Source organism: Pseudactinotalea suaedae, from assembly GCF_009733815.1.
In the GTDB taxonomy this organism is placed as follows: Bacteria; Actinomycetota; Actinomycetes; order Actinomycetales; family Beutenbergiaceae; genus Pseudactinotalea; species Pseudactinotalea suaedae.
In genome coordinates this window covers 1-23152 of the sequence record NZ_WNXY01000006.1, presented here as the reverse complement: position 1 = coordinate 23152, position 23152 = coordinate 1, and the positions used below count along the sequence as shown (strand labels likewise).

The following is a 23152-nucleotide window of genomic DNA, read 5'->3' as shown; positions in this document are numbered from 1 at the left end:
CCGGCTCATCGCGCGTGCGATCTACGGTTGCGGGTCAGCGTCGGGCTTCGACCGACTTCCCCTGACCCCGGGACGCGTGTGCAGTTGTGAGAGTCATTGTGCCCGCCTCGGAGTCCCGCCGCCTGCCATCCTCGACCCATGGCGAGCTCGATCTACACCAGGACCGGCGACGACGGCACCACCGGCCTGTTCCACGGCGGCCGGGTGTCCAAGGCTGACGCGATCGTCGACGCCTACGGCGCGGTCGACGAGCTCACGGCTGTGCTCGGGGTGGCGCGCGCAGGCTGTCCGGATGCCGCGCTGGCCGCAGACCTGCTGGCGCTGCAGCGGGAGCTGTTCGTCCTCGGTGCCGACCTCGCGACCCACCCGGAGCGACGCAGCAAGCTCGAGGACGGCGTCTCGCGCGTCAGCCCGGCCATGGTCGCCGCGCTCGAGGCCCGGATCGACGCCGAGCTGGTGGTCCGGCCGCTGCGGCCGGTGTTCCTGGTCCCGGGGTCCAACCCCACCGAGGCCGCTCTCGATCTCGCGCGCACCGTCGCCCGGCGAGCCGAGCGGCTCGCCGTCGCGGCCGCCGACGGCGGAGCGCACGTGAGCCAGGACGCTCGCCACTACCTGAATCGGCTCTCCGACCTGCTGTTCGTGCTCGGGCGGCGCGCGGCCGGCGAGGAGGAACCGGCCAGCCGGGCCTGAGCCGGGGGCGGGCGGCAATCGGCGGCAAGCCGGTGCGCGGCGTATCTCCCACCCCTAGCGTCGTCCCATGACGACCATCGGCGCTCAAGGCTTCACGCTTCGCACCCGGTTCGCGGAGCTCGGTATCACCGAGACCTTCCGACGGGTGGCGGAGATCGGCTACCGCTCGATCGAGATCTCCGCGCTGGCGATGACCCCGGACAACGTCGCGGAGATCGCCGCGGCCTCGACCGAGCACGGCGTGGCCGTGAACGCCACGAGCGCGCCGCTGACCGCCGAGGACGGCCACTCGCTCACGCAGGACGCCGTGGGGGTCGCGGAGGCGGCCGTGAAGCTCGGCAGCCCGTTCGTGCGGATCGGGATGTTTCCGCCGGCGGCGTACGAGAACGCCGACACGATCCGCGCGGCCGCCCGGCAGGCCAACGCGGCCGCCCCGGTCCTGGCCGAGCGCGGCGTCACCCTCTGCTTCCACAACCACGCGATCGAGTTCGCCCGCGTGGGCGGCGACCGGGTGCTCGACATCATCCTCGATGCCGCCCCGCTCGTGCAGCTCGAGCTCGACGTCCACTGGATCCACCGCGGCGGTCTGGACCCGGTGCGGACGCTGCGCCACTACGGTGACCGCGTCGCGCTGGTGCACCTGAAGGACTACCGGCTGGCGCTGCCGAACGCCGAGGCGTACGAGGCGCTGCGCGCCGGCGACCCCGGCCCGGTGCGCGAGGCGCTGTTCGGCGTGCAGTTCGCGGAGGTGGGCGAGGGCACGCTGGACATGGAGGCGATCGTGCGCACCGCCGTCGAGATCGGTGCGCCGCACGCCTTCGTCGAGCAGGACGCCACCTACGGCGTGGACGAGTTCGACGCCCTGGCCCTCTCCTACCGCCACCTGGTCGACCTCGGCTTCACCGACCTGCTCCGCCACTAGCGGGCAGAACTGGTCGCCCGCGAGCGCGGCAACCGGTTGTCCCGGCGCCTGGAGTCCGACGGGCGTCGAGTTCTGCCCGCCCGACGGCCGGTCAGTTACCCCTGCGTCACCGCGTGGTCGTGCAGCCTCATGAGGTCCCGGACGTTGCCCTCGTAGATCCGGTGCCGGACCTCCTCGGAGATGTCGAGCTCGTCGATGACCTTGATCATCTCGCGGATGTACATCGGCCCGCCCTCGGGGTCGAACGGGCAGTCGCTGGCGAACACCACACGCTCGGATCCGAAGAACTCCAGCCCCGCCCGGGTGCCGATCGCCGACCCCGACAGCGCGGTGTCGGCGTAGAAGTCGCGGAAGTACTCGATCGGTTCCCGCTCGAGCCGCGACACCAGCGACGCGTACTCGGGGTCGTCCGTCCGGCTGCCGAACTGGTCCGCCCAGCCGAGCCGGATGCGCCCCTCCATCGACGGGATCATGGCGCCCATGTGGTGCGTCACCACCCGCAGCCCCGGGTGCCGGTCGAACATGCCCGAGAAGACCATCCGCGCCATCGCGGCGCTGGTCTCGTAGGGCCACCCGAACGCCCACCAGATCTCGAACCTCGACGTCGTCTCGGTCCGGTAGTCCGCCGCAGCGGCGCTCCGCGTGGGGTGCATCCACACCCCCAGCTCCCGGTCGGAGGCGGCGCCGAAGACCGGCGCGAACCGGGGCGAGTCCAGGGCCTCGCCGTTGACGTTGGTGAAGACCTGCACGCCCCGCGCACCCAGCACGTCCACCGCGTGATCGATCTCGCGCACGGCCGACTCGGGTGCGTTCATCGGCAGCGACGCCACGAATGCGGGAAACCGCTCGGGGTACCGGTCGCACAGCTCGCGCATGCACTCGTTCGCCAGCCTGGCCAGCCCCGGGGACGCCTCCGGCGGTGCGAGCAGCTCGATCGGCGGTGACGAGAGCGTGAGGATCTGCTGGTAGTCCGGGCCGAACTCGTCCATCATCTCCAGCCGCGCCTCGACGTCGTGCAGGGCGTCGAGCTCGAGCCAGCGCTTGAGCGAGCCCGGGTCGGTGACGAACTTCTGCATCTCCTCGAAGTACCGGCGAGGCAGAATGTGGCTGAAGGCGTCGAGCTTCATGCGGCGTCCTTGGATGTCTGAGGGACCCAGCTCGTGATGCGTCGGTCGACCAGCTGGGTGAGGGCGACGGCGGCCACGGCGACGACGATGATGACGAGCAGGATCGCGAGCACACCGGCGCCGTCGAACCTCTTGCCGGCCTGCGTCACGATCCGGCCCAGCCCGACGACGGCGATGAACATCTCGCCGTTGATCATGCCCGTTACTGCGCGGCCGACGCCGAGGCGGATACCGGTGAAGATCGAGGGCGCCGCGGCCGGCAGGATCACGCGGGTCAGCAGTCGCCACTCGCCGGCTCCGTAGGAACGGCCCATCTCGACCAGACCCGGTGAGACGTTCTCGACGGCGGACGCGGTCGTGATGATCATGATGAAGGTCGAGTACATGACGACGACGCCCACGATCGAGCCTCTGCCCGAGCCCAGGATCGAGAAGAAGATGGGCGCGAACACCAGCGAGGGCGCCGTCAGCAGCGCGTACACGTAGATCCCGAACATCGCGTTGACGCGCCGGTAGCGACCCATCGCCGTTCCCAGCACCAGACCGATCGTGAGCGAGACCCCGAAGCCGATCACGAGGTTGCCCAGGCTCTCGGCGAGATTGCCCACGATCTGGCCGGTGACGACCATGTCCCCGAGCCTGACGAGGACCTCGCTCAGGGGCGGGAAGAACGGCACCTGCGCAACCCGGCCGACGATCTCCCACAGCACCGCACCGATCGCGAGGGACAAGGCGCTGGCCTGGGCACCGCTCAGCCGCTCGACGCGCGTGCGCAACGACGGGCTCGGAGCCAGCGCGGCGCTCACGAGGCGATCCCGCCGACACGTCCGTGCTCGGCGTGCATCTCGCGGAGCCGCTCCCAGAGGTGCGCCGTGATCTCGCTGTACTCGCTCGAGCGCTCCAAGCCCCCGACGTCGGAGGAGCGGGGCCGCTCCAGGGGCACGTCGACGATCTCGGAGATCTGGCCGGGGCGCGCGCTCATGAGCACCACGCGGTCGCCGAGCAGCACCGCCTCCTCCATCGAGTGCGTGATGAAGACGACCGTGACGCGGTTGTGCTCCCAGATCGCCAGCAGCTCCTCCTGCAGCAGCCGCCTGGTCTGCTCGTCCACCGCGCCGAAGGGCTCGTCCATCAGCAGCACCTTCGGCTGCACGGCCAGCGCCCGCGCGAGCCCGACCCGCTGCTGCATGCCGCCCGAGAGCTCGCCCGGCCGCTTGGTCTCGAAGCCGGCGAGCCCGACCGTCGTGACGAGCTCGCGAGCACGTTCATGACGCTCCGCCTTGCCGACGCCGCGCATCTCGAGCCCGAACGCCACGTTGTCGAGCACGGTCGCCCACGGGAGCAGCGCGAAGTTCTGGAACACCATCGCCCGCTCGGGACCGGGCCCGTCGACCTCGACGCCGTCGATCGCGATCGACCCCTCGTCCCACGGGATCAGCCCGGCGATCATCTTCAGCATGGTCGTCTTGCCGCAGCCGCTCGGCCCCAGCACGGTGAGGAACTCGTTGTCCCGCACCGTCAGGTCGACGTCGGCGAGCGCCTGGACCTGCGAACCGTCCTGTCCTCGATAGGCCTTGCTCAGGCCGCGGATCTCGATCATGTCAGCCGTTCTTCCGCTGGTTGACGGCCCAGGGGGCCAGTCGGCTCTCCAACCACCGCGCGGCACCGATGAGGACCAGGGCCTCGATCAGAATGAGCACGATGGTGGCGTACAGGTGGGCGCCGTCGAAACGGCTGCGATAGTTGAGGATGAGGCCGCCGAGCGCGACGGAGACCATCAGGAGCTCGACGATCACCATGCCGGTGACCGCGCGGCCCAGGCCGAGCCTGATGCCGGTCATGATCGACGGCAGCGCACCGGGGATCAGCACCCGCATCCAGGTCTGACGTTCGCTGGCGCCGAACGACCTGGCCATCTGCAGCAGTGCCGGGTCCACCTGGCGCACCCCGGAGCGCACGTTCACCACGACCATGACGATGGCGAAGATCGTCACGAGGATCACGCGGGAGGCCAGCCCGAACCCGACCGACATCACCAGCAGCGGGATGATCGCGGCCATCGGTGTGACGAGCAGGATGTTGAGGTACACGTTGCTCAGCCGCTCGGCCACCGGGAACCGGCCGAGCAGCAGTCCCAGCGGGACACCGAGCACGACGGCCGCGAGAAATCCCAGCACGAGCGCCTGGTTGCTGACGGCGAACGCCGACCAGAACTCCGGGTCGACCACGAGATCGCCGACCGCGAGCACGGTCTCGGTGAACGTCGGGACCAGCAGCCCGCCCCAATAGGTGCCGTACAGCTGCCACGCGACCGCGAACAGCGCGAACCCGAGCAACTGGTAGGCGGTGGTGCTGTCGAGCGCACGGACCCACGCGGGCCGCCGGTCACGCCGACGAGGCGGTACCGGCGACTCCGAGGTGCGCTCGGGCGTCCGCGCGGGCACGGTCGCGGTCATCCGAGAAAGCTGAGGTCGGCGACCTGCTCGGCCGTCATCCCCTCGGAGATCACGCCGGCGCCGATGAAGAAGTCGATCGTTCCCTGGACGCTCTCCGGAGTGAGGGAACCGGCGTCGAAGAGCCCGTTCTCGACGTAGGTCGTGGCGATCTCCAGCGTCAGGTCGTCGCTCTCGCCGAGGTGCGTCTCGACCAGCTCCACGAGGTGGGTCGGGTCCGCGTTGATCGCCTCGTGCTGCGTCACGAGCGCGTCCACGAAGGCCTGGGCGGCCTCGCTCTGCCCCGACAGGAACTCGTCGTTGGCGTAGACGGTCTGCGGGTGCAGCTCGGGGAGCTCCTCGCCGAAGTCGACGATCTCGGTGAACTCCACGTCACCGGCCGCGCTCAGCGTGACCACGTCGGAGATCTCCAGAGCGGTGGCTTGGATCTGGCCCTGCAGGAGCGCCTGCGCGCGCACGTCCGAGCCTCCGATCACGAGATACTCGGGCTCACCGTCGCTGCAGTCCTGCGCGACCCAGTCGCGCACCATCGCGGTGGCGACGGCGCCCTCGCTGAAGATCCCGAAAGGCTGTCCCACGAGGTCGTCGCAGGTGGCGATGCCCTCCTGGCCGTAGACGGCCCACTGGTTCCCGATGACGTTCGCGATGATCTTGATCGGTGCGCCGGCCTCGATGGCGACGAGCGCGGGGCTGGTGGACTCGGCCGAGATCGCGTAGTCGCCGTTGGAGAGCCCTTCGATGGCGAGCTCCGGCTCAGCGAGCTCGACCACCTCGATGTCGTAGCCCTGCTCGCGCATGTCCTCCAGCGCGGCCAGCAGCGGCACGGTCGTGATGTCCGGCTCGATCACGGCCACCGTGAACGACTGCCCGCCCTCGCTGCCGCCATCGCCGTCGGAGCAGGCGGCGAGGCCCAGCCCGGCGACCGTCACGGCTGCCAACGTCGTGACAAAGCGGCGGGATCGATCCCGATTACGGTTACTAGACATCGTCGTCCTCCAAGGCGTCAGGGTGATTCCCCGAGGCAGACGGTACCGGGATCGATCCCGATTGGTCAACCCGGCCGTGCCACGGACTCCCGTTCGACGAGCACGGGCGCCGTGGTGCGGGTGACCCCGGGCTCGATCTCGTGGCCGGCCGAGAGCAGATCCATGGCGTCCCGGGCCAAGGCGGTGAAGTCCACGCGCACGCTCGTCAGCGGCACGGCAAGGTTGGACGCCAGCCGCGTGTCGTTGTAGCCGACCACCGAGAGATCCGTGGGCACCCTCAGGCCACGTCGCTGCGCCACGGCGAGCAGGCCGACGGCGAGGCTGTCGTTCGCGGTGAACACCGCTGTCGGCGGCTCGGCCAGCGCCAGCAGCCGCCGCCCCGCGTCCGCACCGGCTTCCATGCTGAAGTTGGACTCCAGCACCAGCTCGGGCGCGACCTCCAGGCCGGCCGCCTGCAGCGCCTCGCGGTATCCGCGCTCCCTGCCCTGAGAGCTCGACGCGTAGCGAGGGCCACCGACGAAGGCGATCCTGCGATGCCCGTGATCGAGCAGGTGCTGGGTCGCCAGGGTGCCCCCGAGGACGTCCTCGACCGCCGCGCACGGGCTGATGCCGTCGCTGCGCAGAGCCAAGGCGTGCGGAACCCCCTGCTCGCGTAGCTCGGTGAGCAGCGGATCAGAACCGTCGGTCCGCGCCGTCGTCAGGATCAACCCGTCGACCCGTTGGGCGACCAACGACCTGCCGAGCTCCAGCTCACGCCTCGGCTCGTCACCCGTGGTGACGACCGTCGCCCGCAGACCTCGGCTCTCGCACTCCACGACCAGCGCCTCGTACAGCATCGCCATGATGGTGTCGGTCAGCCGGGGCACGACCACGCCGATCAGCCCGCTGCGCTGCCGGCGGAGGTTGGCCGCCCACGCGTTGGGGACGTAGCCGTGCTCGGCCGCGATCGCGCGGACCCGCTTCGCGCCTGCCGAGTTCGACGGCGACTGCTGATCGAGCGCACGCGAGGCCGCCGACCGACTGACTCCCGCGAGTCGCGCGATGTCGGACAGCGTCAACGGCGCCGCCTGCTCGTCCCGTGCTGGCATCTGAAGATCCTCCCCTGGCCCGATCGGGATCGATCTCACCACAGATGGCGAGCCGCGCGCTCACCGGCTCGCGGTCGACGCCGTGGGCCGGCGGCGGCGACGCCGTCGCCGTTGCTCAGGCGGGCGTGAGCTCCTTGCGGAGCACCAGCTCGGTGGGCTCACCGGGGAGCAGCAGGCTTCCGCTGTCCACGTATCCCAGGTGCCGGTAGAGATGCTGCGCCGACTCCGTCGCCAGGGTCGAGGTGAGCACCAGGCTGTGACCGTCGGCGGCCATCGCGCGCTCCCAGACCTCCACGAGAGCACGACCCAGCCCTCGCCCGCGGTGCGGCTCGAGCACCATCAGCAGGTTCATGAACGGGATCTGGTCCCAGAACAGACCCCACCGCAGCCACCCCGCCGCTGCACCGTCGACCTCGGAGACCAGCACCCTGCCGCGCGCGATCACCCCGTGGAGCTCGTCCGCCGAGATGTGGCGCTCGTGCTCGGTCAGGAACGCGTGATCCGCCGCCCGCACCGGCCGGACCACGGCACCCGTCACGGGTGCGTCATCGACATCACGTCGAGAGCGGCGTCGAGCTGCTCGACCGAGACCTCGCCGCGCTCCACGTACCCCAGGTCGATCACCGCCTCACGGATCGTCAGCCCCTGCGCGACCGAGTGCTTGGCGATCTTCGCCGCCGCCTCGTACCCGATCACCCGGTTCAGCGGCGTGACGATCGACGGCGAGGACTCCGCGAGCTGCCGGCACCGGTCCACGTTCGCCGTCAGCCCGTCCACGCACCTGGTCGCCAGCGCCCGGGAGGCGTTCGCGAGCAGGTTGATCGACTCGAGCACGTTCCGCGCCAGCACCGGCAGCATCACGTTGAGCTCGAAGCTCCCCGACGCACCGGCGAACGTGATCGTCGCGTCGTTGCCGATCACCTGCGCACACACCATCAGGGTGGCCTCGGGGATCACCGGGTTGACCTTGCCCGGCATGATCGAGGACCCGGGCTGCAGGTCGGGCAGTGCGATCTCGCCCAGACCGGTGCGGGGTCCGGACCCCATCCAGCGCAGATCGTTGCAGATCTTCACCAGCGAGACCGCGATCGTGCGGAGCGCCCCGCTGACCTCGACGAGCGAGTCCTGCGCACCCTGCGCCTCGAAGTGGTTCGGCGCCTCCGTCACCGGGAGGCCGGTGTTCTCGGCGACGAGCGCGATCACGCGCTGCGGGAATCCCGGCGGGGTGTTGATGCCGGTGCCCACGGCGGTGCCGCCCAGCGGCAGCTCGGCCAGCCGCGGCAGCGCAGCCTGCACGCGCGCGATCCCGTTGCGGATCTGCTGCGCGTAGCCGCCGAACTCCTGGCCCAGCGTCACCGGCGTCGCGTCCATGAGGTGGGTGCGGCCGGACTTGACGACGTCGGCCAGCTCGGTCGCCTTCGTCTCGAGCGAGCTCGCGAGCGTCTCCAGCCCCGGCAGCAGCTCGGAGATGACCGCTTCGGTGGCGGCGATGTGGATCGACGCCGGAAACACGTCGTTGCTGGACTGGCTCGCGTTGACGTGGTCGTTCGGGTGCACCTCGGTGCCGGCCTCGGTGGCGAGCGTCGCGATCACCTCGTTGGTGTTCATGTTCGAGGACGTCCCGGACCCGGTCTGGAAGACGTCGATCGGGAAGTCGTGGTCGAACTCGCCCGCGATCACACGGTCGGCGGCGACGACGATCGCCTCGGCCCTGGCCTGGTCGATCACCCCGAGCTCGGCGTTCGCCAGCGCGGCGGCTCGCTTGATCTGCGCGAGCGCAGCGATGTGGTGCCGGGAGAGCCCGACGCCGGAGATCGTGAAGTTCTCCACGGCCCGTTGGGTCTGGGCCCGGTACTTCGCCGTCTTCGGGACGCGGACCTCCCCCATCGTGTCGTGCTCGATCCGGTACTCCTGCGCGTCGGCGCTGCGCTCGCTCATCATTCCGCTCCGTCAGGGTCAGCTCTGCCGCCTGCGAGTATCCCACCGGTGGGTGCCTCGGTCGGCCTCTCGTCCCCGACGGCGGCGCACCGGTCTGCGACGATGCTCCTGTGACGCAGCCGCCACCCGCCCCGTGGGGCGACCCGGGATCCGCACCGGCCCCCGCGCCGCCCTCCGCCGTCGGCGGTCCTCCGGCCGGCTACGGCGCCTACGGCCCGTACGCCGGCTTCGCCCCACCCGCGCGGCCGACGTCGCCGGCGCTCGGCCGGGTCGCCCTCGGGGCAGGGATCGTCGCGGTGCTCGGCTCGCTCGTCAACGGCCTCGCCGTCGCCGCGGTGCTCACGCCGGCGGCGCTCGACGGTCCCGGCGGCGGGAACGTGGCGATGCTGACGTCGTTCGGCCTGGTCAACGGGTTGCTGCTGTGGTTCGGGTTCGGGCTGTGGGCGATCATCCAGGGCGGGGTCGCGATCAGCCAGCGGCGCGGCCGCGCCGAGGGCATCGGCGCGGTGCTGCTGGGGGTCGTCGGGCCCTGGATCGGCGTCGTCATCACGGCGGGCGCGTTCGTCTCGGTGCTCGGCGAGCGCTGAGGCGTCCACCCTGGGAGACCGGTCGATCGACGCGGCCGCCGGCGCGCCACAATGCCCTCATGACCGGCACGTTGCGCATCGGGATCGTGTGCCTGCACACCGACCCGTTCCAGCCGCCGGGCTCGGGTGACGTCGGAGGCATGAACGTCGTCGTTCGCCAGACGAGCGCGGCGATGGCCGCGGCGGGCCACGAGGTGACGGTGTGGACCCGGCTCAGCAGTGCTGACCGGCCCGAGCGGGAGGACGTCGACGGCGTCCGGTTGCGCCGGCTGCCGGTCGGCCCGCCACGCACGCTGCTCAAGAGCGACCACGACCACCTGATCGAGCCGTTCCGGGTCGCGCTCGCCGCCGACCGGCCGCAGGTCGACGTGCTGCACTCCCACCACTGGTTCTCGGGTGTCGCGGCGCTGCCGCTGGCACGCGAGCTCGGGGTGCCGCACCTGCAGTCCTTCCACAGCATCGCGGCGCCGCCGCAGGCCGCGCTGTCCGAGGGCGAACCACCCGAGTCGCAGGCTCGGCTCGAGGGCGAGACCTGGCTCGCACGTCGCACCGACGCCGTGGTGGCGGTGTCCGAGGCCGAGGCGCGCACCGTCGTCGACCGGCTCGGCGCCGACCCGGCCGTCGTGCACGTGGTGCACCCGGGTGTGGATCCCGACCTCTTCCACCCCGAGCCGGTCCCCGGTGGTCGACCGATGCTGCTCGCCGCCGCCCGGCTCGAGCCGCTCAAGGCGATCGATCTCGCGATCCAGACGCTCGCCGGGGTGATCGAGCGTCGATCCCCGGACGCCCCGCGCCCGCGTCTGGTCGTCGCGGGCGGCGCCACGAGCGACGAGGCGTATCCGCGCAGCCTCGCCGCTCTGGCCGAGCGGCTCGGCGTCGCCGACGACGTCGCGCTCGTCGGTCCGCAGGACCGCCGGGCGCTGGCGGCACTGATGCGCGCGTCCGCCCTGGTGCTCGTTCCCTCGCACTCGGAGACCTACGGACTCGTTGCGCTGGAGGCCGCCGCGAGCGGCGTCCCCGTCGTGGCCGCCCGGACGGGCGGGCTCGCCGAGTCGGTGGTCGATGGCGTCACGGGTGTCCTGCTGCCCGGCTGGAACCCGAGCACCTGGTCCGAGGCCGTCGCGGCGCTGCTCGCCGACCCGGAACGAGCCGCCGCCCTCGGCGCCGCGGGCCGCGCCCACGCGCTCGAGAGGCGCTGGGAAGATGTGGCCGAGGCGACGATCGCGTTGTACCGCGGGAGTGCAGGCGCGCGGCTGAGCCGTCGTCGTAGGCGTTGTCGTGTCGTAGGTTGTCGTGTCGTAGGCGCTGTCCACGACGCCTCTGCAGCGCACGGCCGGCCGAGGCCGTAGCCACACCGTCCTCGACCGCCCGAGGCGTCGCACGCGCGCGGCCTACGATGGCGGGACGCACCGAGGACTGGAGCAGCATGGAGCAGAGCTCGCCCGCAGCCGCGTCACGCCCGAGGTCACGTTCGCCCTGGCGCATCGGCAAGGCGGTCGCGCAGGGCGCGCTGGGCGCGGTGCTGGCCTCGGCCGGGGTCAGTCACCTGACGACGGCCCGTCAGGAGTTCCGTGCGCAGGTGCCGTCCTGGTTCCCCGCCGACCCGGACACCGTGGTGCTCGTCTCCGGCGTCGTCGAGATCCTGCTCGGGTCGGCGCTGCTGGTGACGTGGAAGCAGCCTCACCGACGCCGGGTCGGACTGCTGGTCGCGGCCTTCTTCGTCGCGGTGCTCCCCGGCAACGTCGCGCAGCTCCTGGAGCAGAAGGACGGCTTCGGGCTCGACACCGATGCCAAGCGGCTCGCCCGCCTGCCGTTTCAGGCGGTGCTCGTGGCCTGGGCGCTGCTCTCGACGCGGCGCCCTCGCGGCGGTCGCTGAGGCGAGGCCCGGAGCGGCTCGGCCTCGGCGGCTCGCCGGCTCACGGCTCACGGCGCACGGCGCTAACCGACGCTGCGCAGCTGCCAGCGTTCGGTGGCGACTCCCACGGCGTACTCCAGCTCGAGCGGTCCGCCGTTGACGGGATCCAGTGGCAACGGGTCACCGGTTCGGGTGCCCGCGGTCAGACCCGAAGGCGACAGCGCGGGCGCGGGATCGAAGGCCCGCGGGACGGCGGGGACGAGGTGGCCCTTGTTGTCGTAGATCGTGACGGTGGCGCCGCGCAGGGCGAGCGTGTACTCGCCCTCGTGAAGCAGGCGGTGATGCTGCCCGCACAGCAGCACGAGGTTGTCGAGGTCGGTCCGGCCGCCATCAGCCCAGTGGACGATGTGGTGCGCGTGCAGGTGCCGACGCCGCTCGCAGCCAGGGAACCGGCAGCCATGGTCGCGGTCCCAGAGCGCCCGTAGCTGGGCACGGCTCGCCAGCCGGCGCCGCCGTCCCAGGTTGAGTGTGCGACCCGGTCGGGCGTTCGGCATCGCCGTCAGGTGTGCCCGGACGGCCCTGGTCTCCTTGTGGAGGCTGAGCAGGAGTCCGGTGTCGCAGCACAGCCGGCGCGCTGTGCTCGGGTGCAGCGCCGGCCCCATCTCCAGCCGCGGTCCGATCCGCACAGCCTGGTCCGGGTTCGGCGCTTCCGCGGAAGCGCCCGGTCGAGGGTCCACCGCTTCCGCGGAAGCGCTCGGTCGAGCGTCCACCGCTTCCGCGGAAGCGTTGCGGCTCTGACCCGTGGCCGCAGCCTCCGTGAGCTCGTCGAGCGTCACGTGCAGCACGGTCTCGCTGCGCCGCGAGCCGATCGCCTCGTCGGCGGTGGTGGGCTCCTCGGCGTTGCCGACGCCGGGCTCCTCGCAGACCAGCACCAGCGCGTCGATCAGTGCGCGCCCTCGCACGACCTCGCGCTCCTCGCAGGGCGCCGGCGTGCTGTCGGTGGTGTGCTCGGGGTCCGTGGCGGCGGTGCGGCGCAGGTAGTCCTGGACGAGCCGCAGCCGTTCCAGGATGACCGCGCCATCCTCCGGCGAGCAGCGGCCGGAGAACGTCACCGACCCGTCGGCCTCGGTGCGGAACGAGAGGTAGCGGCTGCTGTGCCGGGCGTTGACATCGTCCACGCTCGCGACTGTGGCAACGCCCGCGACGAAGCGGTCCAGCTGGTTGGCCGTGGCAGCGGCAGCCACCGCGAGCAGCTCCGACTCGGTCTCGGCGGTTGCCACCCGAGTGATCGCGCGCACCTTGGAGTAGGACAACCGGCCGGCAGCGAACTCCTCGACCGTGCGGGGCAGGCCCTCGAGCTTGCGCGCCACCCGGACCTGCTCGCGTGCCGTGGTGGTCGACATCCCGCACCGCCAGCTCAACCAGTGCGTGGCGGAGGAGACGCCCTGCCCCGCCCATCCCTCACGCCGGTCGAACTCGGCCAGCAGCAGCAGGAACCGACAGGTGGTCGCTGCCAGGGTCGCCGCCAGCGTGCCCAGCTCGTGCGCGATCGCGTTCAGCTCTCGCTCAGGCTCACGTTCCGGCAGCGGCTCCAGGGCCTTCAGCTCGTCATCGAGCGCTGCGGGTGCGGTCATCATCGATCCGTCCTCTCCATCCGGTGCGTCTGGTCCCGACACTACGGATGGGGTACGACATCGACGCCGGCCTCACACGTCCCGACGGCGAAGCGCCCGGGCCTGGTGGGCAGGCCGTGGGACGTCGTGACCAGCTCAGCCGAAGGCGATCCCGTGCCGCTCGCGGTGCGCTGCGAGGACGTCGTCGATCACCCTGGTGGTGCGGAGCGCCGTCGCGCCGGTGCTCAACGGCGCGGCGCCACGCAGCAGCGAGTCCATGACGTTCTCGATCAACGGCTGCTGCACCACGGGCGGCTCGTCAGCAGGCAGCTCGACGGTGCCGCCGGCGGTCGTCAGCACGGCCGGCTCGGACCCGAAGCTGGACATCCGCAGCGTGCCCTCGGCTCCGACGATCTCGATCTCGTCCTGCTCGTGCATGGCGGCGAAGTCCCAGCGCCCGGACCCGGTCACGCCTGAGGCGAACGAGAACGACGCCCTCACGACCGACTCGGCCGGTCCGCCGTCGACCTCGGCCTCGACGTCGGCGACCGGACCGAGGGCCAGGTCGAGCCAGTCGAGCGTGTGGGAGGCGAGGTCGACAAACAGCCCACCGCCCGAGGCCGTCGGGTCCATACGCCAGCCGCCGCCTCCTGCACCCCGCAGCAAGGTGACGCGCACGGACTCGATCGCACCGAGGCGACCCTCGCGGATCGCCCTTTCGGCGGCGACGAAACGGGGCAGCGCCCGGCGGTAGTACGCCACGAACAGCCCGACGCCGGAAGGCTCGCAGGCGTCGATCATCGCCTCGCACTCGGCCGCCGACCGTGCCATCGGCTTCTCGACGTACACGGGCTTGCCCGCCGCAGCCGCACGGATCGTGTGCTCGGCGTGACTGCCGGGCGGGGTGGCCACGTAGACGGCGTCGACGGTCTCGTCCTCGACGAGCGCCTGGGCGTCGTCGTACCAGCGCGGAACCCCGTGGCGGCGGGCGAAGTCAGCGGCGAGATCGCCGTCGCGGCGCATCACGGCGGAGATGCTCGAGCCCGGCACGGACTGCAGCGCCGGTCCGCTCTTGCGCTCGACCACGTCGCCTGTCCCGATCACGCCCCATCGGACCCCGGGCCCGCGCACCGAGGTCAGGCCGGGTGGTACGGCGAGACGACGACCTCGACGCGCTGGAACTCCTTGACGTCGGAGTAGCCGGTGGTCGCCATCGCGCGGCGCAGCGCCCCGATGAGGTTCACGGTGCCGTCGGCCTGGCTGCCGGGACCGACCAGGATCTGCTCGAGCGTGCCGACCGTGCCGACCTTGACGCGCTCGCCGCGCGGCAGGTGCGGGTGGTGCGCCTCCGGGCCCCAGTGCCATCCGCGCCCGGGCGCCTCGCTCGCGCGGGCGAGCGCGGCACCGAGCATCACGGCGTCGGCGCCGCAGGCGACCGCCTTGACAAGATCGCCGGAACGACCCACGCCGCCGTCGGCGATGATGTGGACGTAGCGACCGCCGGACTCGTCGAGGTAGTCGCGGCGTGCCGCCGCGACATCGGCGACGGCGGAGGCCATCGGCGCGTGGATGCCCAGCGTCGTGCGGGTCGTGTGGGCCGCTCCCCCGCCGAACCCGACGAGCACGCCCGCGGCTCCGGTCCGCATCAGGTGCAGCGCCGCGGTGTAGGTGGACGCGCCGCCGACGATGACCGGGACGTCGAGCTCGTAGATGAACCGCTTGAGGTTGAGCGGCTCGGCGTTGGAGGACACGTGCTCGGCGGAGACCGTGGTGCCGCGGATGACGAACAGGTCCACGCCCGCACTGACCACGGTGCGCCAGTGGTCCTGCGTGCGCTGCGGCGACAAGGCGCCCGCGACCGTGACACCCGCCTTGCGGATCTGGCCGAGCCGCTCGGTGATCAGCTCGGGGATGATCGGCGCCGAGTACAGCTCCTGCATCCGGGCGGTCGCTCGGTCTGCGGGCAGCTCGGCGATCTCCGCCAGCACCGGCTCCGGGTCGGAGTACCGCGTCCACAGACCCTCGAGGTCGAGCACGCCGATGCCACCGAGCTGGCCGAGCCGGATCGCCGTCTCCGGGCTCATCACGGAGTCCATCGGAGCCGCGAGCACGGGCAGGTCGACGTGGTAGGCGTCGATCTGCCAGCTGACGGAGACGTCCTCAGGATCGCGGGTTCGCCGCGACGGGACGACCGCGATGTCGTCGAAGGAGTACGCGCGGCGGCCGCGCTTGCCACGGCCGATCTCGATCTCGTAGGTCACCGGCCCAGGCTACCGGCCGCCGTCGGGCCGGCCGGCCCGAGGACCTCAGCCGCGGAAGGAGTAGTTCGGCGCCTCGGAGACCATCTGCACGTCGTGCGGGTGCGACTCCTTGAGCCCGGCGGAGGTGATCCGCACGAACTTCCCCCGCCGCTGCAGCTCCGGGATCGTGCGGGCGCCGACGTAGAACATCGACTGGTGCAGCCCGCCGGTGAGCTGGTGCGCGACCTGCCCCACCGAGCCCTTGTAGGCGACGCGGCCCTCGATGCCCTCGGTGATGACGTCGTCGTCGGAGACGTCGCCCTGGAAGTAGCGGTCCTTGGAGAAGGACCGGCGGTCCCCGCGCGACTGCATCGCGCCGAGCGAGGCCATGCCGCGGTAGAGCTTGAACTGCTTGCCCCCGGAGAACACCAGGTCGCCGGGCGCCTCGTCGGTGCCCGCGAGCAGGCTGCCGAGCATCACCGAGTCGGCACCGGCGACGAGCGCCTTGGCGATGTCGCCCGAGTACTGCAGGCCGCCGTCACCGATCACCGGCACCCCCGCCGGCTTGGCCGCCAGCGAGGCCTCGTAGATCGCGGTCACCTGCGGCACGCCGACACCGGCGACCACGCGGGTGGTGCAGATCGATCCCGGCCCCACGCCCACCTTGACGGCGTCGACGCCGGCATCCACGAGCGCCTGCGCACCCTCACGGGTGGCGATGTTGCCTCCGATGACCTGCACACCGCGGGTGGCGGGGTCGGACTTGAGCCTGCGCACCATGTCGAGCATGAGCCGCGCGTGACCGTTGGCGGTGTCGACCACCAGCACGTCCACGCCGGCCTCGACGAGCGCGGTCGCACGCTCCCAGGCGTCCCCGAAGAACCCGACGGCGGCACCCACCACGAGGCGGCCCTCGCCGTCCTTGGTGGCCAGCGGGTACTGCTCGGACTTGACGAAGTCCTTGACGGTGATCAGCCCGGTCAACCTGTTGTCGGCGTCGACGATCGGAAGCTTCTCGACCTTGTGCTTGGCGAGCAGCGCCGAGGCGTCCTCGCGCGAGACGCCCACGCTCGCGGTCACCAGCGGCATCGGGGTCATCGTCTCGCGCACGCGGATCGTCTCGAACCTGCTGGGCTCTACGAAGCGCAGGTCGCGGTTGGTGATGATGCCGAGCAGCTTGTTCTCGGCGTCGACGACCGGGAGCCCGGAGACCCGGAATTTCGCGCACAGCGCGTCCAGCTCGGCGAGCGAGGCGTCGGGGCCGATCGTCAGGGGGTCGGTGACCATGCCCGACTCCGACCGCTTCACCAGGTCGACCTGCGCGGCCTGGTCGGCGATCGGGAGGTTGCGGTGCAGGATCCCGATACCGCCGTGGCGCGCCATCGCGATGGCCATGCGGCCCTCGGTCACGGTGTCCATCGCCGCCGACACCAGCGGGATCTTCATGGAGATCTCGCGCGTCAGCCGGGTGCTGGTGTCCGCGTCGCTGGGGATGACGTCGGTCTCGCCCGGCAGCAAGAGCACGTCGTCGTAGGTGAGTCCGACAAATCCGAAGGGGTCGTGCTGCAGCTGCGTCACGAGAGCAAGTCTAGGCAGCGCCCGACGGCGGATCGACCCCGGTCTCGCCCCTCACCCGTGAGTTCGCTCACCCGGGCGGAGCCGGGCCGTGCCCGGACAGCGGAAGGCCCCGAGCACCACGAGGGTGTCGGGGCCGACGCCTGAGCTCGACGCGGGTGGCGTCAGCTCACTTCTCGACGACGGCGAGGACGTCGCGCGCGGAGAGGATCAGAAGGTCCTCGCCCCCGTACTTGACCTCGGTGCCGCCGTACTTGCTGTAGATGACCTTGTCGCCGACGCTGACGTCGACCGGAACACGGTTGCCGTTGTCGTCGACACGACCCGGACCGACCGCAAGGACCTCGCCCTCCTGGGGCTTCTCCTTCGCGGTGTCCGGGATGACGAGGCCAGAGGCCGTGGTCTGCTCGGCTTCGCTCGCCTTGACGACGATCCGGTCCTCGAGCGGCTTGATGGAGACCGACACTGACGGACCTCCCCTTTCGCATTCTCAACTGATCAGGACATGGGGCCGTGCCGGAGCTTGCTGGTCGTCGCCGTCGCGGGGGTCGACGACCGGCCTTCGGCACGGTCACAGGCTCCGAGTGGAACCTTCGGACCCAATCTAGGCTTGCGTTAGCACTCGGTCAAGGCGAGTGCTAAACGTGTCGCTCCGTGGTCGCCGTCGAGCGCCCTCACAGGCGGGCGCCCTGGGCGAGTGCCATCACCTCGGAACGGGACTGCGCCATCGTCTGCAGCAGCTCGACCTCGTCGATCCGGGCACGGTTCCCCACGTGCCCGGTGTACAGGTCCTGCCGCGCGTAGGCGAGCCGTGCCGCGGCGTGCTGGTAGCTGCGCATCGCCTTCTTGGCGCTCGGACCGAACCGGGCCGCCCACGTGCGCCCGGCACGCGAGGCGCGCATCGACGACAGGCTCTGCACCTCCTCCTCGGTGAGCCAGCCGCTGGGGACGTAGTCGCGCAGACGTGCGGAGATCACGGCCGCCTCGCGGCGGCGCAGCCAGATGACCACGCCCGCGAGCAGGGCGAACGGCACCCAGTTGAGGAAGACGAAGATCGCGACGATGTCCCCGAGCCCGGTGGCCGCCGTCAGGCTCCCGTTCCAGCCCATGTGCAGGCCGACGCCCACGAGGTAGCCGATCGGGAACAACCAGAGCCACGCCGCCTTCGACCGCTGCCGGGAGGCGAACCCGAGCGCGATCCCCATGGGGAGCGAGTAGATCAGGTGACCGAACGGGCTGAGCAGCGCCCGCATCACGAAGATGGCGCCCACACCCTCGGAGTTGAGCGCGAAGTACTGCACGTCCTCGACCACCGCGAAGCCGAGCGCCACGACGGCGGCGTACACGACGCCGTCGACCGGGCCGTTGAACTGCCTGCGGCGCACCAGGAAGATCAGCAGGATCCCCAGGCCCTTGGCGGCCTCCTCGACGATCGGGGCGCCGAACACGGCCGCGGCGCTGTCGGGGTCCATGCCCGGCGCCAGCACCGCACCCACCGCCGGGCCCACGACCGAGTTCAGCAGGCTCGCGATCAGGACGGCGACGCCGCCGCCCCACAGGAGCGCGCCGATCAGGAGGAACCGCGGCTCGGGCTCCCAGCGGTCGATCCACAGCACGACCATGCCGATCATCACGAGCGGCACCAGCGACAGCAGCACGGCCACGATCACCTCGGCACCGCTGGTGACGACGGCCATCAGGACGACGAACGCGGAGGCCGCGAGCCCTCCGAGGACCACGAGCACGATCTCGAGCACGACGGGGCGCCTGCGCCTCGGTGCAGCCCACGGCATCGCGCCGGGCTGCGGCGCCATCGACGACACCGGCGGCTGGACGTGCACCGCGGCCGGCTGGTAGCCGTAGCCCTGCACGTACACGGGCTGCTGCTGCGCGTAGACCTGCTGGCCGTAGCCGGGCTGCTGGCCGTAACCCTGCTGCTGCCCGTACCCCTGCTGCGGTGCGTACCCCGGCTGGCGCGTGTAGTCGGGCTGCTGGGTGTAGCCGTACTGCGCGTCCTGATGGGGGTGGCCGAGCGGCGCGCCGCCTGGCTGCGGTGCCCGCTGATCGCCCGGCTGCGGTTGCTGGGGCGGCTGGTTGTACGTCACCGCACGGACGCTAGCGGTCGCAGCGCCGACTGTCGCGCTGCTTGAGGGGGCCAACTGCCCGTGCCGCTCGCGTCGCGAGCAGCCTCAGACGTCGCCGCCGAGGTACGCCGCGCGCACGGCGGGGTCACCCGCCAGCTCCGAGCCCGTACCCGAGCGAACGATCTCGCCCGTCTCGAGCAGGTAGGCCAGGTGCGCCCGCCGCAGCGCCTGCGCCGCGTTCTGCTCCACGAGCAGCACCGTGGTGCCCTGGGCGTTGATCTCCTCGATGATCCGAAAGATCTGCTGGATCAGCTTCGGCGCCAGCCCCATCGAGGGCTCGTCGAGCAGCAGCAGCCGCGGCTGCGCCATCAGCGCGCGGCCGATCGCGACCATCTGCTGCTCGCCGCCGGAGAGGTTGCCCGCCGGCTGCTTGATGCGCTCGGCCAACCGCGGGAACAGCGTCAGCACCCGCTCGAAGTCGGGCGCCAGCGCCGCGGCGCTGCGGTTGCGCCGCACGTAGGCGCCCATCTCGAGGTTCTCGCGGACCGTCATCCCCGGGAAGATGCCGCGGCCCTCCGGCGCCTGGCTGATGCCCATCTGCACGCGCCGGTCGGCCGAGACCTTGGCGAGGTCCTGCCCGTCGTAGACGATCGACCCGGTGCGCACCTTCCGCAGCCCGGAGATGGTCTTGAGCGTGGTGCTCTTGCCGGCACCGTTGGCACCGATCAGCGTGACGACCGACCCCTCGGGGACGTCGAAGCTGATGTCACGGATCGCCTCGATGTGCCCGTAGTTGACCGACAGGTCGCGCACCTCAAGAAGCATCGGAACCCTCACCGTCCTCGTCCGCGATCTCGTCGTCGTCGACGCCGAGGTACGCCGCGATGACGCCGGGGTCGTTCTGCACCTGGCTGGGCGTGCCGTCGGCGATCTTGCGTCCGAACTCCAGCACCACGACACGGTCGACGGCGCCCATCACCAGCCGCATGTCGTGCTCGATCAGCAGCACGGTCAGTCCCCGGTCGCGGATGCTGCGGATCAGCTCCATCAGCGCCTGCTTCTCCGAGGGGTTGAAGCCGGCAGCAGGTTCGTCGAGGCACAACAGCTGCGGCTGCGTCGCCATCGCACGCGCGATCTCCAGGCGCCGCTGGTCACCGTAGGAGAGGTTGCCGGCGAGCTCGTCGGCGCGCCCTCGCACCCCCACGAAGTCCAGCAGGTCGTGCGCGATCTCCCGGCCCGCTGCCTCCTCACGGCGGTGCAGCGGCAGCCCGAGCAACGCCGAGATCGGGCCGGTGCGGTGCTGGGCGTCCGCACCGACCATGACGTTCTCCAGCACCGTCATGGCCTTGAACAGCCGGATGTTCTGGAAGGTGCGCGCGATCCCCCGCTTGGCGATCTGGTACCGCTTGAGCCGCGCGGTGGAACCGCCGTCGAACGTCACCGACCCCGAGGTCGGGCGGTAGATCCCGGTCATGACGTTGAACGCCGTCGTCTTGCCGGCACCGTTCGGACCGATCAGCCCCAGGATCTCGCCCCGGTCGATGTGGAAGCTGACGCCGTCGAGAGCGGTCACGCCGCCGAACCTCAGCGTGACGTCGTTCATCGAGAGCAACGGCTCGGGCGCGGACGCCGGGTTCATCGACGGCTGCTGGATGACCTCAGCCACGAGGGCTCCTCTCCTCGTCCGGGGGCACCGGCGCGTCGTCGACCGGATTCCGTGCCACAGGGCCGGCGGTGGCGAGCTCGGCGTCAGGGTCGGCCTCGCCCACCTCCAACGCCTGGGACTCCTCTTCCATCCGCTGGGCGCGCACGGTGCGCCGGGGTGGCAGCAGACCCTGCGGCCGGTAGATCGCGAGCAGCATCAGGGCGATGCCGAACACCAGCACCCGCCACTGCTCGAAGCCGCGGAACCGCTCGGGCAGGTACGCGACGACGATCGCGCCGATCACGGCGCCCCACCGGTTGCCCTGCCCGCCCAGCACGACGGCGGACAGGAACAGGATCGAGATCAGCAACGTGAAGGACTCGGGGTTGATGAACGTCTGCCTCGTGGCGAACATCGACCCCGCGATGCCGCCGACGAACGCACCGAGCGCGAACGCGAGCAGCTTGAACCGGAAGGTCGGCACGCCCATCAGCTCGGCCGCGTCCTCGTCCTCACGGGTGGCCTCCCACGAGCGGCCGACGCGCGAGTTCTTGATCCGCTTGTCGGCCAGCAGCACGAGGATCACCAGCGTCAGCGCCAGCCAGTAGAACGGCACCGGGTCGGTGACGCCGAACTCGATGAACGTCGTCGTGTCGCTGAAGTCGACCAGCGGCACTCCCGTGCTCCAGTCCAGGTGCGGGATCTCGAACAACGGCAGGCTCGGCGGCGCCGGGATCGAGCTGATGCCCCGCGCGTCACCGAGCCACTCGCTGTTGATGAGCGTGAGGCGGACGATCTCGCCGAAGCCCAGCGTCACGATCGCGAGGTAGTCGCCCCGCACCCGCAGCGTCGGCCACCCGAGCAGCACACCGGAGATCATCGTGACGACCAGCGCCGCCGGCAGGCTCAGCAGCCAGGGCCAGGTCGCGTGGTGCGAGGTCAGCACGCCCACGGTGTACGCGCCGATCGCGTAGAAGCCGACGTAGCCGAGGTCGAGCAGCCCGGCGTAGCCGACCACGATGTTGAGGCCGACCGCCACCAGCACGTAGATCGAGACCGTGAACAGCACGGCGCCGAAGTCGGTTCCCGGCGTGGAGATGACCGGCGGCTCCAGCAGCGGCAGCAGGTAGCAGAACAGGGCCAGCGCCACCATGAGGAGGAACTGCGCCCAGCGCGGCGTCCTGCGCAGCCGCGAGCCCAGGCTCGACCGCAGCGAGCTGGCCCACGACATGCGTGCGGCCGGTCGGGTCGTCGTCGTCTCGCTCATGCGCGCGCCTTCCCGAGGGACTCACCGAGGAGGCCGGTCGGCCGGAACAGCAGGATGAGGATGAGCAGCACGAACGCCACCACGTGGCGCCACTCGTTGCCGAACAGCCCGGCGCCGAGCCCCTCGGCGACGCCGAGCACGAGCCCGCCGACCAGCGCTCCGCGGAGGTTGCCGATGCCGCCCAGCACGGCGGCGGTGAAGGCCTTGACGCCGAGGAGGAAGCCGGCGTTGTACCGCGTCGCACCGATGTGCAGCATGTACAGGGTGGCGGCGGCACCCGCGAGCATGCCGCCGATCAAGAACGTGATCTGGATGACCCGGGTGCTGTTGACACCCATGAGAGAGGCCGTCTCCGGGTCCTGCGCGACGGCACGGATGCCACGCCCGGTGCGGGTGCGTCGGATGAACTGGTCGGCGGCGACCATCATCAGCACCGCAGAGACGACGACGATGATGTTGACGTTGGTGACCCCGTACCCGAAGAGCTCGAACTGGACCGTGGTCGTCCGGTCGGTCGGCATCCCGAGGTTCTCGCGCGAGCGGGCCACGTAGCGGCCGAGCGTGTCGCTGAGTCCCAGTGCCGAGGCGATGGCCCCGCGCAGACCCATCGCCTCCGACAGCACGAACGAGGCGCCGATGGCGGAGATCAGCGCGATCAGTCTCGGTGCGCCGCGTTTGAGCAGGGGGCGGTACGCCACCCGCTCCAGCAGCAGCGCCACGCCGCCGGAGGTGATCATCGAGGCCACCATCGCGAACGCGATCGACAGCACGAGGGCGACGCCCATGGTCGTGGCGTCCGCACCGATGAGCCACAGCGCCCACACGGTCGCGAAGGTGCCGAACATGAACACCTCGGAGTGCGCGAAGTTGATGAGCTGCAGCACGCCGTAGACCATCGTGTACCCGAGCGCGATGAGCGCGTACACCGAGCCGAACACGAGTCCGCCGATGAACAGGCTCGCGAAGTTGTCGAAGACGTACTGGAAGTGCACCGGCGGAGCTCCTCGCGCATGAAGGGTGGTCGGGGGCCCCGGCCGGGCCCGCGCTGCCCGGGGGGGGCGAGCAGCGACGCGCTCGGCTGG

Annotated in this window: 23 protein-coding genes; 5 read left to right on the top strand and 18 right to left on the bottom strand. The window is 71.1% G+C overall.

All coding sequences use genetic code 11. The features are described from left to right. Window positions 1-138 precede the first annotated feature (138 nt). Window positions 139-690 (top strand): cob(I)yrinic acid a,c-diamide adenosyltransferase, encoded by a 552-nt coding sequence (locus GPA04_RS10995; RefSeq protein ID WP_156224148.1) that lies wholly within the window; start codon window positions 139-141, stop codon window positions 688-690. Between the two features lie 67 nt (window positions 691-757). Beyond that, entirely contained in the window at window positions 758-1612 is an 855-nt protein-coding gene (locus tag GPA04_RS10990) for a sugar phosphate isomerase/epimerase family protein (protein WP_156224147.1), read from the top strand. A 95-nt stretch (window positions 1613-1707) separates the two neighbouring features. Here GPA04_RS10990 and GPA04_RS10985 read toward each other — a convergent pair whose 3' ends face one another. From GPA04_RS10985 to GPA04_RS10950, 8 genes are all read right to left on the bottom strand, one after another. Beyond that, the gene (locus tag GPA04_RS10985) at window positions 1708-2739 is read right to left on the bottom strand and encodes an amidohydrolase family protein (protein ID WP_156224146.1); all 1032 of its coding nucleotides are present in this window, start codon (window positions 2737-2739) and stop codon (window positions 1708-1710) included. Then, window positions 2736-3545: an ABC transporter permease gene (locus tag GPA04_RS10980; RefSeq protein ID WP_206674199.1), complete on the bottom strand. Its 810-nt coding sequence runs from the start codon at window positions 3543-3545 to the stop codon at window positions 2736-2738. Before GPA04_RS10980 ends, GPA04_RS10985 begins: the two co-directional genes overlap by 4 nt. Beyond that, window positions 3542-4339 carry an ABC transporter ATP-binding protein gene (locus GPA04_RS10975; RefSeq protein ID WP_156224145.1) on the bottom strand — a complete coding sequence of 266 codons (798 nt, stop codon included), beginning with the start codon at window positions 4337-4339 and terminating at the stop codon, window positions 3542-3544. Before GPA04_RS10975 ends, GPA04_RS10980 begins: the two co-directional genes overlap by 4 nt. 1 nt (window position 4340) lies before the next feature. Continuing rightward, window positions 4341-5195: an ABC transporter permease gene (locus GPA04_RS10970; RefSeq protein WP_156224144.1), complete on the bottom strand. Its 855-nt coding sequence runs from the start codon at window positions 5193-5195 to the stop codon at window positions 4341-4343. Continuing rightward, a complete protein-coding gene (locus GPA04_RS10965) occupies window positions 5192-6121 on the bottom strand; it encodes an ABC transporter substrate-binding protein (RefSeq protein WP_206674198.1) in 930 nt (309 codons plus the stop codon). Before GPA04_RS10965 ends, GPA04_RS10970 begins: the two co-directional genes overlap by 4 nt. Before the next feature lie 122 nt (window positions 6122-6243). Next, a complete protein-coding gene (locus tag GPA04_RS10960) occupies window positions 6244-7266 on the bottom strand; it encodes a LacI family DNA-binding transcriptional regulator (RefSeq protein ID WP_156224142.1) in 1023 nt (340 codons plus the stop codon). 115 nt (window positions 7267-7381) lie between these two features. Next, window positions 7382-7804: a GNAT family N-acetyltransferase gene (locus GPA04_RS10955; protein WP_206674197.1), complete on the bottom strand. Its 423-nt coding sequence runs from the start codon at window positions 7802-7804 to the stop codon at window positions 7382-7384. Then, window positions 7801-9204: a class II fumarate hydratase gene (locus GPA04_RS10950; RefSeq protein WP_156224141.1), complete on the bottom strand. Its 1404-nt coding sequence runs from the start codon at window positions 9202-9204 to the stop codon at window positions 7801-7803. Before GPA04_RS10950 ends, GPA04_RS10955 begins: the two co-directional genes overlap by 4 nt. A gap of 110 nt (window positions 9205-9314) precedes the next feature. Between GPA04_RS10950 and GPA04_RS10945 the strand changes: the two genes are divergently transcribed. From GPA04_RS10945 to GPA04_RS10935, 3 genes are read left to right on the top strand one after another with little or no spacing between them, the layout of a single operon-like run. Then, window positions 9315-9791, top strand: coding sequence for a hypothetical protein (locus GPA04_RS10945; protein ID WP_156224140.1), 477 nt, complete (start codon window positions 9315-9317; stop codon window positions 9789-9791). A 59-nt stretch (window positions 9792-9850) separates the two neighbouring features. Further along, a complete protein-coding gene (locus GPA04_RS10940; protein ID WP_156224139.1) occupies window positions 9851-11140 on the top strand; it encodes a glycosyltransferase in 1290 nt (429 codons plus the stop codon). A 47-nt stretch (window positions 11141-11187) separates the two neighbouring features. After that, the gene (locus tag GPA04_RS10935; RefSeq protein WP_241680738.1) at window positions 11188-11667 is read left to right on the top strand and encodes a DoxX family protein; all 480 of its coding nucleotides are present in this window, start codon (window positions 11188-11190) and stop codon (window positions 11665-11667) included. Window positions 11668-11729: 62 nt separating this feature from the next. Here the strand turns inward: GPA04_RS10935 and GPA04_RS10930 are convergent, their stop codons facing one another. From GPA04_RS10930 to GPA04_RS10885, 10 genes are all read right to left on the bottom strand, one after another. Continuing rightward, the gene (locus GPA04_RS10930; RefSeq protein WP_162458588.1) at window positions 11730-13280 is read right to left on the bottom strand and encodes an HNH endonuclease signature motif containing protein; all 1551 of its coding nucleotides are present in this window, start codon (window positions 13278-13280) and stop codon (window positions 11730-11732) included. Between the two features lie 135 nt (window positions 13281-13415). Then, entirely contained in the window at window positions 13416-14363 is a 948-nt protein-coding gene (locus tag GPA04_RS10925; protein ID WP_206674196.1) for a Gfo/Idh/MocA family protein, read from the bottom strand. 32 nt (window positions 14364-14395) lie between these two features. After that, a complete protein-coding gene (locus GPA04_RS10920; protein WP_156224136.1) occupies window positions 14396-15520 on the bottom strand; it encodes a GuaB3 family IMP dehydrogenase-related protein in 1125 nt (374 codons plus the stop codon). A gap of 45 nt (window positions 15521-15565) precedes the next feature. Continuing rightward, a complete protein-coding gene (gene guaB, locus GPA04_RS10915; protein WP_156224135.1) occupies window positions 15566-17077 on the bottom strand; it encodes an IMP dehydrogenase in 1512 nt (503 codons plus the stop codon). A gap of 166 nt (window positions 17078-17243) precedes the next feature. Then, window positions 17244-17540 (bottom strand): co-chaperone GroES, encoded by a 297-nt coding sequence (gene groES / locus GPA04_RS10910; RefSeq protein WP_156224134.1) that lies wholly within the window; start codon window positions 17538-17540, stop codon window positions 17244-17246. Between the two features lie 208 nt (window positions 17541-17748). Beyond that, window positions 17749-19179, bottom strand: coding sequence for a PrsW family intramembrane metalloprotease (locus GPA04_RS10905; RefSeq protein WP_156224133.1), 1431 nt, complete (start codon window positions 19177-19179; stop codon window positions 17749-17751). A gap of 84 nt (window positions 19180-19263) precedes the next feature. Next, window positions 19264-19983, bottom strand: coding sequence for an ABC transporter ATP-binding protein (locus tag GPA04_RS10900; protein ID WP_156224132.1), 720 nt, complete (start codon window positions 19981-19983; stop codon window positions 19264-19266). Next, window positions 19973-20797, bottom strand: coding sequence for an ABC transporter ATP-binding protein (locus GPA04_RS10895; protein ID WP_156224269.1), 825 nt, complete (start codon window positions 20795-20797; stop codon window positions 19973-19975). Before GPA04_RS10895 ends, GPA04_RS10900 begins: the two co-directional genes overlap by 11 nt. 19 nt (window positions 20798-20816) lie before the next feature. After that, the gene (locus GPA04_RS10890) at window positions 20817-22070 is read right to left on the bottom strand and encodes a branched-chain amino acid ABC transporter permease (RefSeq protein WP_241680737.1); all 1254 of its coding nucleotides are present in this window, start codon (window positions 22068-22070) and stop codon (window positions 20817-20819) included. Further along, a complete protein-coding gene (locus tag GPA04_RS10885) occupies window positions 22067-23062 on the bottom strand; it encodes a branched-chain amino acid ABC transporter permease (RefSeq protein ID WP_156224131.1) in 996 nt (331 codons plus the stop codon). Before GPA04_RS10885 ends, GPA04_RS10890 begins: the two co-directional genes overlap by 4 nt. Window positions 23063-23152 lie beyond the last annotated feature (90 nt).

Bases quoted from the DNA above. Each gene is read 5' to 3' on its own strand.
- GPA04_RS10995 (WP_156224148.1), top strand. From the start codon at position 139: ATGGCGAGCTCGATCTACACCAGGACCGGCGACGACGGCACCACCGGC.
- GPA04_RS10990 (WP_156224147.1), top strand. From the start codon at position 758: ATGACGACCATCGGCGCTCAAGGCTTCACGCTTCGCACCCGGTTCGCG.
- GPA04_RS10985 (WP_156224146.1), bottom strand. From the start codon at position 2,739: ATGAAGCTCGACGCCTTCAGCCACATTCTGCCTCGCCGGTACTTCGAG.
- GPA04_RS10975 (WP_156224145.1), bottom strand. From the start codon at position 4,339: ATGATCGAGATCCGCGGCCTGAGCAAGGCCTATCGAGGACAGGACGGT.
- GPA04_RS10970 (WP_156224144.1), bottom strand. From the start codon at position 5,195: ATGACCGCGACCGTGCCCGCGCGGACGCCCGAGCGCACCTCGGAGTCG.
- GPA04_RS10960 (WP_156224142.1), bottom strand. From the start codon at position 7,266: ATGCCAGCACGGGACGAGCAGGCGGCGCCGTTGACGCTGTCCGACATC.
- GPA04_RS10950 (WP_156224141.1), bottom strand. From the start codon at position 9,204: ATGAGCGAGCGCAGCGCCGACGCGCAGGAGTACCGGATCGAGCACGAC.
- GPA04_RS10940 (WP_156224139.1), top strand. From the start codon at position 9,851: ATGACCGGCACGTTGCGCATCGGGATCGTGTGCCTGCACACCGACCCG.
- GPA04_RS10935 (WP_241680738.1), top strand. From the start codon at position 11,188: ATGGCGGGACGCACCGAGGACTGGAGCAGCATGGAGCAGAGCTCGCCC.
- GPA04_RS10930 (WP_162458588.1), bottom strand. From the start codon at position 13,280: ATGACCGCACCCGCAGCGCTCGATGACGAGCTGAAGGCCCTGGAGCCG.
- GPA04_RS10900 (WP_156224132.1), bottom strand. From the start codon at position 19,983: ATGCTTCTTGAGGTGCGCGACCTGTCGGTCAACTACGGGCACATCGAG.
- GPA04_RS10895 (WP_156224269.1), bottom strand. From the start codon at position 20,797: ATGAACCCGGCGTCCGCGCCCGAGCCGTTGCTCTCGATGAACGACGTC.
- GPA04_RS10890 (WP_241680737.1), bottom strand. From the start codon at position 22,070: ATGAGCGAGACGACGACGACCCGACCGGCCGCACGCATGTCGTGGGCC.